Here is a 14,420-nt window from a genome sequence, read left to right on the forward strand (position 1 = left end):
CGGTGACAGCGGTACCCGTCGGTGGTCAGCCGAGCGGGCTCATGGCCCGGGACCAGATGTCGTAGGGGGCTCCGCCGTCGTCGGTGTCGCCGGCGACGCCCTCCAGCGGCAGTGGTTCGAGGCTCTTGGCCAGGTCGATGCGGTAGACGACGACCGCCGTGGACACGGACTTGTGCGTGCCGACGTACCAGGCGGCGGTGTCGTTCTGGGTGGTCCCGGCCTTCCCGGCCACCTCGGCGCCGGCGGACGCGGCGGAGGGGTGAGCGGTGCGGAAGGAGTCCTCCAGGGCCGAGGTGACCTCTTCGGCCACGTCGGCGCCCACCGCGCGGCGCGGCGCGGGGAGGTCCAGGGCGACCTTGGTGCCGTTGTGGGTGATCTGCCGCACCGAGTAGGGCTCGGTGTGCTTGCCGGCCGCGGCGAAGGTCGAGTAGCCGCTGGCCATGCGGATCGCGCTGGGCGTGGCGCTGCCCATGGACAGCGCGGGCACCTGGGCCCCGATGCTGGAGGAGAGCAGTCCGGAGGCCTCGGCGGTCGCGCGCACCTTGTCCAGGCCGGTGTCCATGCCGAGCTGCATGAACGGCGTGTTCACCGACAGCTCCAGCGCCCGGTGCAGGGAGATCCGCCCGTAGGACCGGTCGCCGTCGTTGCTGGCGGACACCTTCTTGCCGCTGCGGTCCCAGTAGGGGCCCTCGGGGGTGGTCACCGGCACGTCGTCGTCGCCGTCGTAGAGGGAGTCCCCGGTGACCTCCGAGGCCTCGCCGTCGCGGGACTTGAGGACGCCGTGCTCCAGGCCGGCCGCGTACACGAACGGCAGGAACGCCGAACCGGCGGGGACGGTGGTGGCGTTGGACTCGTTGTAGCCCTGCGTACGGTGGTCGGGGCCGCCGTAGACGGCGAGGATCCGGCCGTCGGCGGTCACCGAGGCGGCGCCGTAGTGGGCGTTCTTCGCGCCCTTCGGGTCGTCCTTGAGGGCCTTGGCGCGGGCCTTGGTGACGGCGTCGGTGAGCTGCGCCTCACGCTTCTTGTCGAAGGTCGTGTAGATCTGGTAGCCGCCGAGGTCGAAGTCCTTGTCGGAGATCTTCCCGGCTTTCTTGGCGTACTGGGAGGCGAGTTCGACGAGGTAGTCGCTCTGCTCACCGGTGTCGTACAGCGGGTTGCTCTTCAGCGGGTCGGGGAACTTCGTGTACGTCGCCCGCTCCGCCTTGGACAGTTCGCCGATGTCGACCATCCGGTCGAGGGTCCAGGTCCAGCGCTCCACGGCCCGCGCGCGGTTGGCGGCGCTCAGCGTCGGGTCGTAGAGACCCGCGCCCTTGAGCAGGGAGGCGAGGAACGCGGCCTCGCTGGCGTTGAGTTCGCTGACGTCCTTGCCGTAGTAGGCCTGGGCGGCGCGCTGGATGCCGTAGGTGCCGCGGCCGAACCAGCTGGTGTTGAGGTAGCCCTCCAGGATGTCGTCCTTGCTCATCTGGTTGTCCAGCTTGAGGGAGATCATCGCTTCGGTGAACTTGCGGCGCAGCGTCTGGTTCTGGTTCAGGTAGACGTTCTTGACGTACTGCTGGGTGATCGTGGAGCCGCCCTGGGTGTCGCCCTGGCCGAGGGTGCGGAACAGGGCGCGGCTGATGCCCTTGAAGGAGATGCCGGGGTCGCTGTAGAAACTCGCGTTCTCGGCGGCGAGCACGGCCCAGCGGACGTCCTCGGGGATGTCCTTGAGCGGCATCGCCTGGCGCTGCACCCAGCCGGTGCGGGCCATGGGCGTCCCGTCGGCCCAGAAGTACACGTTGTCCTGCTGGGTGGCGTAGGTGTTGAGGTTCTCCGGGACGTCGGTGACGGCGTAGGCGGTGACCAGGAGGAGGGTGCTCAGGCCCATCGCGCCGAGGAGGCCGCCGAGCCACTGCCGCCAGGAGGGCACCCAGCGGCGCCAGCCCTCACGGCCGGGGCGCGGGTACTGCGGACGCATCCGGCGGACGTAGGGCGTCGCGCGGGCGATCAGCGGGGCGAGGAGGGCGGTCAGCCGGGGGCCGAGCACGGCGGATATTCGGGCGTACAGCCGGGCGAAAAGCGAAGGGCGCGGGGCTTTGCGGCTCTTGCGCCGGTTTCCGGGGTTCGCCGAAGCCGACGGTGTTTCCTGGCCGCCGTCGGGTATCCCCCCTTCCGGCACGCGCAGTTGCATGGTCTCGTCCGCCCGGAAAGAGGCGGGAACCTTCAACTGCATGGTCACGTCCGGCTTCTGGGGCTCCTCCCCCTGCCCCCTCTGGGTCACGCTGTCTCCCTCCGCACTCGGTGTTGCTCGCGTGGGCAGACGTACAGACGTACGAGGGTCTGACATGGTTGCCGTGCGATCGGCTGCAAACCCTGAATCCCCCGACCTCGCGGTTCATCGCGGCGCTCTCAAATTACCAGCGCTCTTCGCAAGTTCTCCACATAAGAAATCGACAGAAGCAAACACAGTCGACAACGCGAGACTTACATCGGAACAGGCCTGGCCAATTCTAGACTTTCGCGCCACTTCGCACGAAGAGGGGGGCGCCGGCGGTCCGGCACCCCCCTTCTATGTCCCGGATGTCCTGCTCTACTTGCGGTAACACTCTGTTCGCGGTGGACGGCCCGCTTCCGGCGGACCGCTTTCGGCGGCCCGAAGCGGGCGGGCCTACCTCAGATAAACGATTCCGTCCGTGACGATCGAGGGGCGCCTCGGGGTGCCCGCCACTTCGATCCTGACCGTGTGCTGTCCGCTGGTCGGCCAGCTCCGCGTCCAGACGGCGTTCCCGTTGACCACCTTGGACAGCCTCAGGTCCATGGTCGCCGCCTTCTCGCCGTCGACGTAGACGTGCGCCTGGCCCGCGACGGCGGACCGCGAGACCACCCAGGCGACCGAGCGGCCGGTGAAGGTCCACGTCAGCGACGCCCCCTTGTCGCGGCCGGCGAGGGACCCGCCGCCCAGGTAGCCCCGGGACGACTTGGCCGTCCAGTTCCCCGTCCGCACGGCCTCGGTCTCCTGGAGGACCACCGGCGCGCCCGTGACCGAGGCCGCGGCGGTGTTCCCGGCCATGTCGTACGCGTTCAGCGACCACGTGGTCGTCGTGCCGAGGCCGGCGGTGAACCGGGCTTCGGTCGCGGACGGCCCGTAGGTCACGGCGGCCGGGGAGGTCTGGCGCACCTCCTTCAGGGCGGCGTCGGCCGCCTTCCAGCGGAGCGCCAGCGGTACGGCGTCGGCGCTCACCGTGCCCACACGCAGGGCCAGGCTCGGCGCGACGGGGAAGGTGGGCGGGGCGGAGTCCGCGACCACGGCGACGGGCTCGGTGACCGAGGTCCGCCCCGACTGGTGGACGGCCCTCACCCGCAGCTGGCGGTCGCCGTCGGTCAGCGTCACCCGCGCGGAGGTCGCGCCGCCGTCGGCGGTGGCCGCCGGCTCCCCGTCGACCAGCACCTCGTACCGGGAGATCAGCGCTGCCGGGGTCGTGGCCGACCAGGTCACCGTGACGGGGCCGTCGGTGTAGGGGGTCGAGCCGACGGCTCCCGTGCCGGTGACGGAGGTGAGCGCGAGTCCGGCGACGGGACCGGCGGCGAGGGCGCGGACGGCGCCGAGGTGCGCGTAGAACGCGTCTCCCGGGCACAGGGTGTTGTAGCCGTCGCGGTGCCCGTGGATCGCCGGGAGGTTCAGCGTCTCGCCCGGTCCCCAGGTCTTCCCGGCGAGGGTGCGGCCGTCGACCGCGGTGGTGAGGGCGACCGTCGAGTCCGGCTCGACGCCGTACTGGCCGAGCTTCCACGCGGCGACCCTGGCCACGGAGACCGTCGCGGCCTGCGAGGGGACGGAGTCGGTGTAGGTGCCGAGGACCGCGATGCCGGTGGTCTGGGAGTTGAAGCCGTAGGCGTGCGCGCCGACGACCGGCTGGTCGACGCCGCCCTTGCGGCCCTCGTACACCGTGCCGCACTTGTCGACGACGAAGTTGTAGCCGAGGTCCTTCCAGCCGAGCGTCCGCACGTCGTACGTGTAGATGGCGTTGATGATGGAGGGGGCCTCGGCGCAGGTGTAGTCGTTGCTCTGGGCGGTGTGGTGCACCACCACGGCCTTGATCCTGCCGCCGGGCAGATAGGCCGGCTCCTCCGGGCTCAGCGACTCGTCCGCGCCCCACCCCGAGCGCGGGGTGATCGGCGGCTGCGGGACGGTGGACGGCGGCGCGGGAGGCGTGGCCGGCGCGGACGGGGACGGGGACGCCGAGCCGGACCCGCTCGGCGAGGCGCTCGCCGAGGGGCTCGGCGTGACGCTCTCCGAGGGCGACGCGGAGGGCGACTCCGACGGGGACTCCGAAGGCGATCCCGACGGGGACTCCGAGGGGGACTCCGTAGGGGACCCTGACTCCGTGGTCGACGGCTCCGTGGGCTGCGGGGCCGTCTCGGTCCCCGGGGCGGTGGGATCGTCGCTGCCCTCGGCGACGAAGGCGGCGGGCTCGATGCCCCCGCCGCCGCCCGAGCCGCCACCCGAGCCGCCGTCAGAGCCGCCGTCAGAGCCGCCGTCAGAGCCGCCGCCGGAGTCCTCCCCGGTGCCGATCATGTCCAGGCGGAGCCCCTGTGGGAGGCGGGCCGCCGCTTGCCCGTTCACCCGCACCTCGACGCCGTCGGACGGCCCCACCCACGCGGGTTCGGTGCCGCCCCGGGCGGCGGTGCCGCTCTCCTCCCGGCCGCCGTCGGCGTCCAGGGTCAGCCAGTGCGACCACGCGCCCGAGCGGGCCGACCGCGTCCGCACCTCGACCGTGCCGGGCGCGGCGGCGGAAGGGTCCCGCCAGGTGACGCCCAGCATGCTGAAGGTCTCGGTGTCCCGCCGGCCCAGCGTGGCCGAGCCCCCGTCACCGCTCACCGTCAGCGCGGCCGTCCGGACCGCGTGGCGGACCGGTCCGCGCTCACCGTCGTCCCCTCCTCCGCTCCCGGCCGGCCCCCCGGTCAGCGTCTGCACCACCAACGTCCCGCACACGCCCGCCGCGACGACCGCGCCCGTCCCCCACCAACGACGCCTCATACAGAACCGCACACCCTTCCCCCGAGTGCCTCCCCCAGGAGGGGGAGCCGCCGCGATGTTTCAAGATGGGATGACTGTACCCGCCATGTTCCGGTCACCCGATTCCGGCCACCCCCTGTCGGCGCCCCGGCTCACGACGGCGCGGGGCGCGCGAAGTTAACCTGTCCGCATGCCTCGCTACGAGTACCGCTGCCGGACGTGCGGCGACACGTTCGAACTGAGCCGCCCGATGGCGGAGTCCTCCGCCCCCGCCGACTGCCCCGCCGGCCACGACGACACGGTCAAGCTGCTGTCCACGGTGGCCGTGGGCGGCACGACGTCCGCCCCCGCGCCCAAGTCGGGCGGCGGGGGCGGCGGTTGCTGCGGCGGAGGGGGCTGCTGCTGACGGCGGCTATCTCTCGCGGGTCCCCTTCAGGAACTCCCGCAGGATCCGCTCCCCCGCCAGGACGCCCCGCTCGGGCAGCGCCGTGATCTGCGGCGCCGTCCAGGCGGCCTCGGCCAGTTCGCCGTGGCCCGGCCGCCAGCCGCGGTCCGCGGCCAGCAGCAGGTCGGCGTCGAGGAGCGAGTCGCCCGCCCCCAGCGTCAGTTCGGCGCCGGTGCGGCGGGCCACCTCGCGCACGGCCGCGCTCTTGGTGAGCGGCTTCGGGACGGCGTAGATCTTGCGGCCCTGGAGGGACACCGTCCAGCCGCGGTTCTCCGCCCAGACCGCCAGCTCCTTCACCCACTCCTCCGGCAGCAGCTCGCGCTCCACGACGAGGTAGGCGAACAGGTCCTCCGCGATGCGCTGCTTGCGCAGCCACAGCGGGTCGGCGAAGGCCGCCAGGTGCGCCTGCACCTCCGCGAGCGGCGCGCACTCGTCGGCCAGCCGCGCGGTCACCACCGCGTGCCAGTCCGGGTCCGACACCCCGTCGACCAGCAGGTGGCCGCCGTTGGCGCAGATCGCGTACTTGGGCGGCGGGCCCGGCAGGTTGATGCGCAGGTACTGCTTGCGCGTCCGGGTGGTCGTCGGCATGAACAGCGCCGCGTCCCCGAGTTCGGTGAGCAGCTGGGCCGACGTCTCCGTCATGAACGACAGCGGTCTGCTCTCGTGCACCTCCACGCAGAGCAGCCGGGGCGCCCGCGCGTCCGGCATGGTCAGCGCGAGGGCCGCCGCGGAGTAGATGAGCGTACGGTCGAGGTCGCTCGCCACCAGCACCGGCATCAGACCGTCACCGCCTTGCCGTCGGCGCCGGTCGCGCCCCGCGTGTACCGCGGGTGGATCAACCCGACACAGGTGTACGGCAGTTCGCCGACCTCCTCCACCGGTACCCCTCTCTGCCCGGCCAGCAGCCGGACGTGCTCCAGATCGGCGCCCGCCCCGGCCCGGGCCAGGATCTTCCAGGGGACCCGGCGCAGCAGCACCCGGGTGGTCTCGCCGACGCCGGGCTTGACCAGGTTCACGTCGTGGATGCCGTACTCCTCGCTGATGCGCTCCACCGCGGCCCAGCCTTCCCAGGTCGGCGTGCGGTCACTCGCGAGCAGTTCCTTCACCGTGCCGTCCACCGCGTCCGCGACCTCGGGGAAGCGGGCGGAGACGGCGTCCAGGAAGGCGTTCGACAGGTCCGCTCCGGCCAGTTCGCGGTAGAACTTCGCGCCGTGGAAGTCGTCCGGGCCGACCAGGTCGGCGCGCAGCACCGTCCGCGATATCAGGCCCGACACCGTGGAGTTGAGGCAGGCGGAGGGGATGAGGAAGTCCTCACGGGTGCCGTACGTGCGCACGCACGAGCCCGGGTCGGCGAGCACCGCGATCTCCGGGTCGAAGCCGGGCGCGCCGCCCTTCGCCTCGAACTCCTCGATCGCCGCGGCCAGTTCACGGGTGATCGCGCCCTTGCCGGTCCAGCCGTCGACGAACACGACGTCCCGCGGGTCGTGGTGCTCGGCCAGCCAGCGCAGCGCGTTGGCGTCGATGCCGCGCCCGCGCACGATGGAGACCGCGTAGTGCGGCAGGTCCAGGCCGTGCCGGAACCGGGCCCAGCGGCGCATCAGGACGCCGACGGGCGTCCCGGCGCGGGCGAGGGAGACCAGGACGGGGCTCGGGGACCGCTCGGCGATCACGATCTCCGTCACCGCGCCGACCGCCCGCGCGAGCCGCGCGGCGGAGGTGTCGAGCGCCGCGTGGAACAGCTCCTGGTACTGCTCGCTGGGCTGGTACTCCACCGGCAGCGACTCGGCGTAGTGCGCGCCGCCGGACTGGATGGCCTCCTCGCGCTCCTCGGTCGGCGCCTCCAGCGTGACGTCCGAGAGGTCCTGGAGCAGCCAGCCGACCTCCTCGGGCGCGTACGAGGAGAAGGCGGGACCACGGAGTGGCTCGGGCAGCATGGCGGTTCCTTCTGCGGGCAGGGCGTCGGCGTACAACGGCTCGGGCACGTACGAGGGGACGACCGCGAGCACCACGTGCGGGGTGTGCGCGGCGAGCTGGGCCAGCAGGCCGTCGGGGGCGTGCAGTTCCTCGGTGTCGGCCACGGAGTCCACGACGGCGACGACGGCGTCGAAGCCCGCGCCGGCGACGTTGTAGGCGTAGCGCTCGCCGGGGCCGTCGGCGGGGTCGTCGTGGGCGGGGAAGACGATACGGCTGCGTATCGCGTAGCCGGGGTCGTCCACGGCGAGGACGGGTGAGCGGGTGGTGGTGGAGTAGCGGACCTCGGCGGTACCGCCGCGCTCCAGCTCGCAGGCCAGTCTGAGGGGGGTGTACATCAGCTCCTCGAAGCCGAGGACGTGCACGCGGCGGGCGTCTTCGGGGAGTGCCTTCGCCAGGCGGGCGGCCATGCCGGGGAGGGCGGCGTCGAGTTGTGCGCGGTGAGCGGGGGTGAAGCCGTGTCGACCCCCGTCGGGGAGGCCGGGGGGCCAGCGCAGGTCTACGCGGGTGATGCGGGGGGCGGTTCGGTTGTCGCCCGACTGCGAGCCGGTGGGGGCTGGTCGCGCAGTTCCCCGCGCCCCTAGGGGGTGGTCGTGCACGTCGGCTGCAATGTGCTGCGCGCGAGCGACCGTCGCTTCCTCGGACTCGGCCACCGCAGCGCCCGCCTTCAGGGGCGCGGGACTGTGTCGATTTGCGGCTCCGCCGCGGGGCGCGACCAGCCCCGACGGCGCCGCAGACGGCACACGACCCCGCGCGGCATTCTCCGCCTCGTACCGCGCAACCAGCTCCCGCCCCTTCTCCAGCACCCCCTCCGGCAGGAGCACCGTGCCCGAGGCCGCCGCCACAAGATCGACGCGCGCCCCGATCTCGCGGGCGAACTCCTCCAGCCGCCCCGCGTCCACCGCCGACCGCATGTCCACCAGCGCCACCACGACATACCTCCGCCGCGGATACCGCGAATGAAGATCCCGAACGGTGTTCAGCACCGTGTTCCCCGTGGAGAACTCGTCGTCGACGAGGACCAGCGGGCCGTCGCCGACCAGCAGCGCCGGGTCCTCCGGCAGCAGCAGGTGGGACGTGGCGTGCGAGTGGGACTCCTCGAAGCCGCCGGCCGCCGCCACACCCGCGACGGGTCGGCGGGTGGAGTGCAGGTAGGGCGCCGAGCCGATGCCGTCGGCGACGGAGTGGCCGAGGCCGGTGGCCGTCTCCGCGTAGCCGAGGACGACCGCGGAAGCGGCCTCCTCGCCCAGCAGCTCCCGCACCCGGCGGCCGAGGGCGAGGCCATGGCCGTGGACCACGGACGGCGACTGCGGGACGTGCTTGCCCAGCACGTTGGAGACGAGCAGATGCGCCCGCTTGGGGTTGCGGCGCAGCGCCAGCCCCAGCAGGTCCTTCAGGCCGTCGTCGCCGACGAGAGCGACCCCGAGCCGCTCGGCGACCCAGGTCCCGGACCAGACCGCGTCGTCCGCCGCGTCGTGCGCCGCGTTGTTCACTGAGTTGTTCATGCGTCCCTATGTCGTGGAGCGAGGGGTGAGGCGGGCTCAGCCGGGGATTCCGGCGGCGAGCAGGTCGACGAAGCTCACGTCCTCGTGGGCGACGCCGAAGACCTCCGCGCGCAGCATGGTCCGCTCGGCCCAGGCGCGGTGCGGCTTCACCTCGTTCATCTTGTTCGTGTACGCCGACCTCAGCACTCCCCCACCGCCGCGCTCCGGCCGCAGGATGTCCGCCGCGTCGCTGTACTCCTCGTGACTGACCACGGACAGCGCGTGCACGGCCGGTACGTGCGAAGGGTGGATGCAGGTCTTGCCGAGCAGGCCGTTGGCGTGGTCGAGCGAGATCTCGCGCAGCAGCCCGTCCATCGCGTGCTCGATCAGCTTCTCACGCAGGTCCACGGCCTGTCCCAACAGGAAGGGGCTGTGCCGCAGCATCGGCTTGAACATGCGCTCCGGGACCCGGAAGTACTCCCACACCGGCCCGGTCACCGTGAAGCCGGTGCCGTCGGCCCGCCCCAGCATGTTCACCACGTCGGCGATGACGGAGGCGACGATCTGGACGTCGTAGGCGGTCATGTCGGGGGAGCGGCGCAGCCCGTAGGAGGAGCAGAAGTCGGTCACGCCGAGGCGCAGGGCGAGGACCCGGCTGCGGTACTTCTCGACGGCGCGGGCGATGCCCTCCAGGGCCTCCACCCGGGACTCGCGGTACATCAGCTCCGGCGTCTCCAGCACCGGCATGGCGAACAGCCGCCGCCCGCTCGACACCTCGGCGCCGGTCAGGGCCTCCAGGAAGGGGATGCCGCGCTCCTCGGTGAACTTCGGGAACACGAACCCGCTGAGCAGCCGCACCGCCGGGCCGAGCCGCCGCACCAGGTCGGGGATCTGCTCGGGGGTGCGGACCCGGATGAACAGCAGCGGCAGATCGCCGCCGGGCCGGGCGGCGAGCTCCGTGAACTGGCGGACGAGGTTCTCCTCGCCCTCCACCACGTCCTCGTCGCCGATGGAATCCTCCAGGCACAGCACCATGGACACCACCCCGCGCCCGGCCTGTTTGACGATGTCGTCGGCCAGCCGGGGACGGGTGGCCGGACTGTAGAGCGTGGCGCCCAGGGCGGCCGAGAGCAGCCGGCCCGGGGAGTCGGCGTCGAACCCGCACGGCTCCCGGTGGAAGAGGCGCTGCCGCACCTCAGGGGCGAGGTGCCCGAAATGACGCATGGATCTCCCCCGTGGAGCAAGGTAGGCCGGTGGATTTCGGCGAAGGGTGGCCGGTAATAGTACGTAGGGGCCGATGTCTGGGGTTCCCACCGGCCATGAATTTCAGGTAACGCGGAACGGCCGAGTACCCCGCGTTGTCGTGAGCAGAACCGAAAGGGCAGGATGACCGCATGACGCACGCCATGCTGAAGGGGTCGAACGTCCCGTTGAAGGCCACCACGGTGCGCGCCGTGCTGCGCTGGTCGCCCGGACGGGGGGTGCCGGCCGTCGACGCCTCCGCGCTGCTCCTCGGCCCCGACGGTCGTGTGCGCTCCGACGAGGACTTCGTCTTCTACAACCAGCCCCGGCACCCCTCCGGGAAGGTGTGGCGGCTCGGCGCCAAGCGGGTCACCGAGGGCCTCACCGATACGATCCAGACGGATCTGGCCGGTGTCGAGTCCGACGTCAGTCAGATTCTCCTGGTCGCTTCGGCGGACGGCGTCACCTTCGACCACGTACGGGCACTCAGCATCCTGCTGTACGACGCGGCCGTCGACGGCGACCCCCTGGCCACGTTCGACATCCGCCCGGAGACGGGCGAGGAGACCGCGCTGATCTGCGGCGAGCTGTACCGCCGCGGGGACGGCTGGAAGTTCCGCGCGCTGGGCGAGGGCTACACCAACGGCCTCAAGGGGCTGGCGACCGACTACGGCATCTCGGTGGACGAGTCGGCGGAGCAGGGTGACTCCCAGGCGGCCCCCGACTCCACTCCGAGCCTGTCCCAGCCGCTCCCCCCGGAACAGCCCACGGTGACCACCCCCCAGCAGCCCCCCGCCACCTACGGCTACCCCCAGAACCTCCCCACCTACGGCTACGGCTACCCGGACGCCCCCCAGCCGGCCCCGGCGGCGGCTCAGACCCAGGAGTTCAGGATGCCGCCGCAGGGGCCCCAGTTCATCGGGCGCTAGGGCGGTCGCGTCACTTCTCTGCCTTGGCCTTGTACCCGCGGCCCCACTGCAATCCCCACCCGTACAGCCGGTCCAGCTCCGCCTGAAAGCCGTAGACGAAGCGCACCTCCCGCCGTACCACCAGCTCGCCCTTCACGTTCTCGATCATCACCACCGCGCACGACCGGGCCTGCGGGTGCCGTTCGTCGAGGCCTATCTCGATGCGCGGGCCGTTGCTCGGGTAGAGCGTGACGATGGCGTGCGTACGGTCGAACGCCGGGGTCTGGTCGTATATGTAGACGAAGACCAGCAGCCGCTTGATGGCGTCGCGGTGGTCGAGGTTGACGTACATCGTCTCCCCGGACCCCGACCCGAACCGGTCGTCGCCGGTGAGCTTCACATAGGGCGGCGCGTTGACGTCCCCGAGCAGTCCGCCGAGGGGCTGTACGACCCCCTTGGAGCCGTCGGCCAGCTCGTAGAGGCAGCCCAGGTCGAGGTCGACGTTGACCATGCTCTGGCTGTGGCCCATGACCTCCGGCGGGCGCAGCGCCTTGAAGGGGTGGCGCAGCAGGCTCTCCCGGTGCGCGCCGCCGATGTCGGAGGTGCGCATGCGCCAGGTGAGGTTGACGCGCAGGTGCCCGGTGGCGGCGTCCTGCTTGGTGAGCGAGACCTGGCTGTGCCGTTTGGTCAGCTCGATCGCGTTGGTCGCCGCGTTGCCCGAGTCGAAGTCGGCGGCCCGGCCGGGCCGCAGTCCGTCGAAGAAGCCCATTCCCGCCCCCAGGTGTACTGAAATAGACCGGCGGGGCGGCCCGAGGACTCGTCCTCGACGGCCGCCCCGCACAGAGCGTTCCTCACGCGGAAGCTGATCACACCCCGGACGAGACCTCGGTCTTCTCGTCCGAGCCGGCGTCGCCCTCGGCCGCCGCAAGCGCGCGGTTGCGGCGGACGGAGGACCAGAAGGACCAGGCGATCAGCACGACGCCGATCAGGCCCGTGATGATCTCGGAGATCTGGTACTGGATGGTGACGAGCAGGATGACGGCCAGGGCGCCGATCGCGTAGTGGGCGCCGTGCTCCAGGTAGACGTAGTCGTCGAGGGTGCCCTGGCGGACCAGGTACACGGTGAGCGACCGGACGTACATGGCGCCGATGCCGAGGCCGAGGGCCATCAGGACGATGTCGTTGGTGATGGCGAAGGCGCCGATCACGCCGTCGAAGGAGAAGGACGCGTCCAGGACCTCGAGGTAGAGGAACATGAAGAAGGCGGCCTTGCCCGCGAGGAGGACGGCGGACTGCTGCTTGCCGCTGCGCTTGGCCTCTTCCTCGGCCTCGTGCTCGCGCTCCTCCTCTTCCTCGAGCTTGTCCTCGAAGTAGCTGGAGAGACCGCCGACGACGAGATACGTGATGAGGCCGGCGACACCGGAGAGCAGGACCGTTTCGGCCTTGTCGGCGTGCCCGGCGTGCAGGTGGGCCTTGGTGGCGAAGGTCATCGAGGTGATCAGCAGGACGATCAGGGCGATGCAGACCGACAGCATGTCGACCTTGCCCAGCTTGGCGAGCGGGCGCTCCAGCCAGCCGAGCCACTTGATGTCCCGGTCCTCGAAGATGAAGTCGAGGAAGATCATCAGCAGGAACATGCCGCCGAAGGCCGCGATGGAGGGGTGCGCGTCGGTGACGAGCTCCTGGTAGCGGTCCTTGTCGGTGAGGGCGAGGTCGACCGCTTCGATCGGCCCGAGCTGGGCGCTGACCGCGACGATGACGACGGGGAAGACGAGCCGCATGCCGAAGACGGCGATGAGGATGCCGATCGTGAGGAAGATGCGCTGCCAGAAGGCGTTCATCTTCTTCAGGATTCCGGCGTTGACGACTGCGTTGTCGAAGGACAGCGAGATCTCGAGGACGGACAGGATCGCCACGACGCCGAAAGCGGTCCACCCCCCGTAGAACACCGCCGCGACGAGGCCGAGCGCGGTCACCGCGAACGACCACCCGAAGGTTTTCAGAACCACTGGCTACCCAATCCTTGTGTACGGGTGTCCCCCGCGCCGTACGCGGTTTTACGAAACATTGACCCCGAAGTCTAGAGCGATGCCCCGCAGCCCTGACGCGTACCCCTGCCCTACCGCCCGGAACTTCCATTCGCCCTGGTAGCGATAGAGCTCGCCGAAGATCATGGCGGTCTCGGTGGAGGCGTCCTCGCTGAGGTCGTAGCGGGCGAGTTCCTGGCCGTCGGCCTGGTTGACGACGCGGATGAAGGCGTTGCTCACCTGGCCGAAGGTCTGGCCGCGCTCGTCGGCCATGTGGATGGAGACGGGGAAGACGATCTTGTCGCACTGGGTCGGCACCTTGCCGAGGTCGACGAGCAGTGACTCGTCGTCCCCGTCGCCCTCGCCGGTGAGGTTGTCGCCGGTGTGCTCCACGGAGCCGTCGGGGCTCTTGAGCTGGTTGTAGAAGACGAACCACTCGTCCCCCATGACCCGTCCGCCGGTGCACAGCAGTGCGCTGGCGTCGAGGTCGAAGGGTGCTCCGGTGGTGGAGCGCGCGTCCCAGCCGAGGCCGACCATCACCTGAGTGAGGTTCGGCGCGACCTTGGACAGGGAGACGTTGCCCCCCTTGGCGAGCGTGACACCCATGCTGGTCCTCCCCTTAGGCCTGTCCGGTCTCGCTTCTTCGGTTGTCCTGTCTTCGGTTGTCCTGCGCGTCCGGCGCCGCCCGTAAACGGTGCGGCGCCGGACGGTGAACGAGTCGGCTCAGACGTTGACGCCGAAGTCCTGCGCGATACCGCGCAGACCCGACGCGTAGCCCTGGCCGATGGCGCGGAACTTCCACTCCGCGCCGTGCCGGTAGAGCTCGCCGAAGACCATCGCGGTCTCCGTCGAGGCGTCCTCCGAGAGGTCGTAGCGGGCGATCTCCGCCTCGCCGGCCTGGTTCACCACGCGGATGAACGCGTTGCGGACCTGGCCGAAGGACTGCTGGCGGTTCTCGGCGTCGTAGATCGAGACCGGGAAGACGATCTTTTCCACCTCGGCGGGCACGGCCGCGAGGTTGACCTTGATCTGCTCGTCGTCGCCCTCGCCCTCACCGGTGATGTTGTCGCCGGTGTGCTCGACCGAGCCGTCGGGGCTCTTGAGGTTGTTGAAGAAGACGAAGTTGGCGTCGCTGGCGACCTTGCCCGAGTTGTTCAGCAGCAGCGCGCTGGCGTCCAGGTCGAAGTCGGTGCCGGTCGTGGTGCGCACGTCCCACCCCAGACCGACGATGACCGCGGTCAGGCCCGGGGCCTCCTTGGTCAGCGAAACGTTGCCGCCCTTGCTGAGGCTGACTCCCACGAGTCCTCCATTGGTGTCCAGGGGCGGGGAGCCCCGTCGTGCGTCGGATATCGG

11 protein-coding genes are annotated in these 14,420 nt (G+C 71.0%); 2 read left to right on the forward strand and 9 right to left on the reverse strand.

Going from position 1 to position 14,420, the window contains the following annotated elements; all coding sequences use genetic code 11:
• Positions 1–25 precede the first annotated feature (25 nt).
• Both ACFYX4_RS02910 and ACFYX4_RS02915 read right to left on the reverse strand, forming a co-directional pair.
• Complete coding sequence (locus tag ACFYX4_RS02910; protein WP_389326703.1) at positions 26–2,209, reverse strand: transglycosylase domain-containing protein; 2,184 nt, start codon at positions 2,207–2,209, stop codon at positions 26–28.
• 435 nt (positions 2,210–2,644) lie between these two features.
• Positions 2,645–5,011 carry an N-acetylmuramoyl-L-alanine amidase gene (locus ACFYX4_RS02915; protein WP_389324744.1) on the reverse strand — a complete coding sequence of 789 codons (2,367 nt, stop codon included), beginning with the start codon at positions 5,009–5,011 and terminating at the stop codon, positions 2,645–2,647.
• Between the two features lie 169 nt (positions 5,012–5,180).
• Here ACFYX4_RS02915 and ACFYX4_RS02920 point away from each other — a divergent pair, with 169 nt between their 5' ends.
• Positions 5,181–5,396 (forward strand): zinc ribbon domain-containing protein, encoded by a 216-nt coding sequence (locus ACFYX4_RS02920; protein WP_389324747.1) that lies wholly within the window; start codon positions 5,181–5,183, stop codon positions 5,394–5,396.
• 6 nt (positions 5,397–5,402) lie between these two features.
• Here ACFYX4_RS02920 and ACFYX4_RS02925 read toward each other — a convergent pair whose 3' ends face one another.
• The 3 genes from ACFYX4_RS02925 to ACFYX4_RS02935 are packed head-to-tail and all read right to left on the reverse strand — an operon-like array spanning position 5,403 to position 10,114.
• Positions 5,403–6,212: an HAD family hydrolase gene (locus tag ACFYX4_RS02925; protein ID WP_389324750.1), complete on the reverse strand. Its 810-nt coding sequence runs from the start codon at positions 6,210–6,212 to the stop codon at positions 5,403–5,405.
• A complete protein-coding gene (locus ACFYX4_RS02930) occupies positions 6,212–8,911 on the reverse strand; it encodes a phosphoribosyltransferase (RefSeq protein ID WP_389324753.1) in 2,700 nt (899 codons plus the stop codon). The genes ACFYX4_RS02925 and ACFYX4_RS02930 overlap by 1 nt, the downstream gene beginning before the upstream one ends.
• A gap of 36 nt (positions 8,912–8,947) precedes the next feature.
• Entirely contained in the window at positions 8,948–10,114 is a 1,167-nt protein-coding gene (locus tag ACFYX4_RS02935) for an HpcH/HpaI aldolase/citrate lyase family protein (RefSeq protein WP_389324756.1), read from the reverse strand.
• 170 nt (positions 10,115–10,284) lie between these two features.
• Between ACFYX4_RS02935 and ACFYX4_RS02940 the strand changes: the two genes are divergently transcribed.
• Positions 10,285–11,061, forward strand: coding sequence for a TerD family protein (locus ACFYX4_RS02940; RefSeq protein WP_389324759.1), 777 nt, complete (start codon positions 10,285–10,287; stop codon positions 11,059–11,061).
• Between the two features lie 10 nt (positions 11,062–11,071).
• Here the strand turns inward: ACFYX4_RS02940 and ACFYX4_RS02945 are convergent, their stop codons facing one another.
• The 4 genes from ACFYX4_RS02945 to ACFYX4_RS02960 all read right to left on the reverse strand — a co-directional run bounded on the left by ACFYX4_RS02945 (position 11,072) and on the right by ACFYX4_RS02960 (position 14,366).
• On the reverse strand, positions 11,072–11,809 hold the full coding sequence (locus tag ACFYX4_RS02945; protein WP_389324762.1) for a Tellurium resistance: 738 nt from the start codon (positions 11,807–11,809) through the stop codon (positions 11,072–11,074).
• Positions 11,810–11,906: 97 nt separating this feature from the next.
• Complete coding sequence (locus tag ACFYX4_RS02950) at positions 11,907–13,049, reverse strand: DUF475 domain-containing protein (RefSeq protein WP_389324765.1); 1,143 nt, start codon at positions 13,047–13,049, stop codon at positions 11,907–11,909.
• 48 nt (positions 13,050–13,097) lie between these two features.
• Complete coding sequence (locus tag ACFYX4_RS02955; protein ID WP_389324768.1) at positions 13,098–13,673, reverse strand: TerD family protein; 576 nt, start codon at positions 13,671–13,673, stop codon at positions 13,098–13,100.
• A 117-nt stretch (positions 13,674–13,790) separates the two neighbouring features.
• Positions 13,791–14,366, reverse strand: coding sequence for a calcium homeostasis/redox stress adaptation protein (locus ACFYX4_RS02960; protein ID WP_389324771.1), 576 nt, complete (start codon positions 14,364–14,366; stop codon positions 13,791–13,793).
• Positions 14,367–14,420: the final 54 nt, after the last annotated feature.

Origin of the sequence: Streptomyces sp. NPDC002328 (genome assembly GCF_042890065.1) — a bacterium.
Lineage (GTDB): Bacteria > Actinomycetota > Actinomycetes > Streptomycetales > Streptomycetaceae > Streptomyces.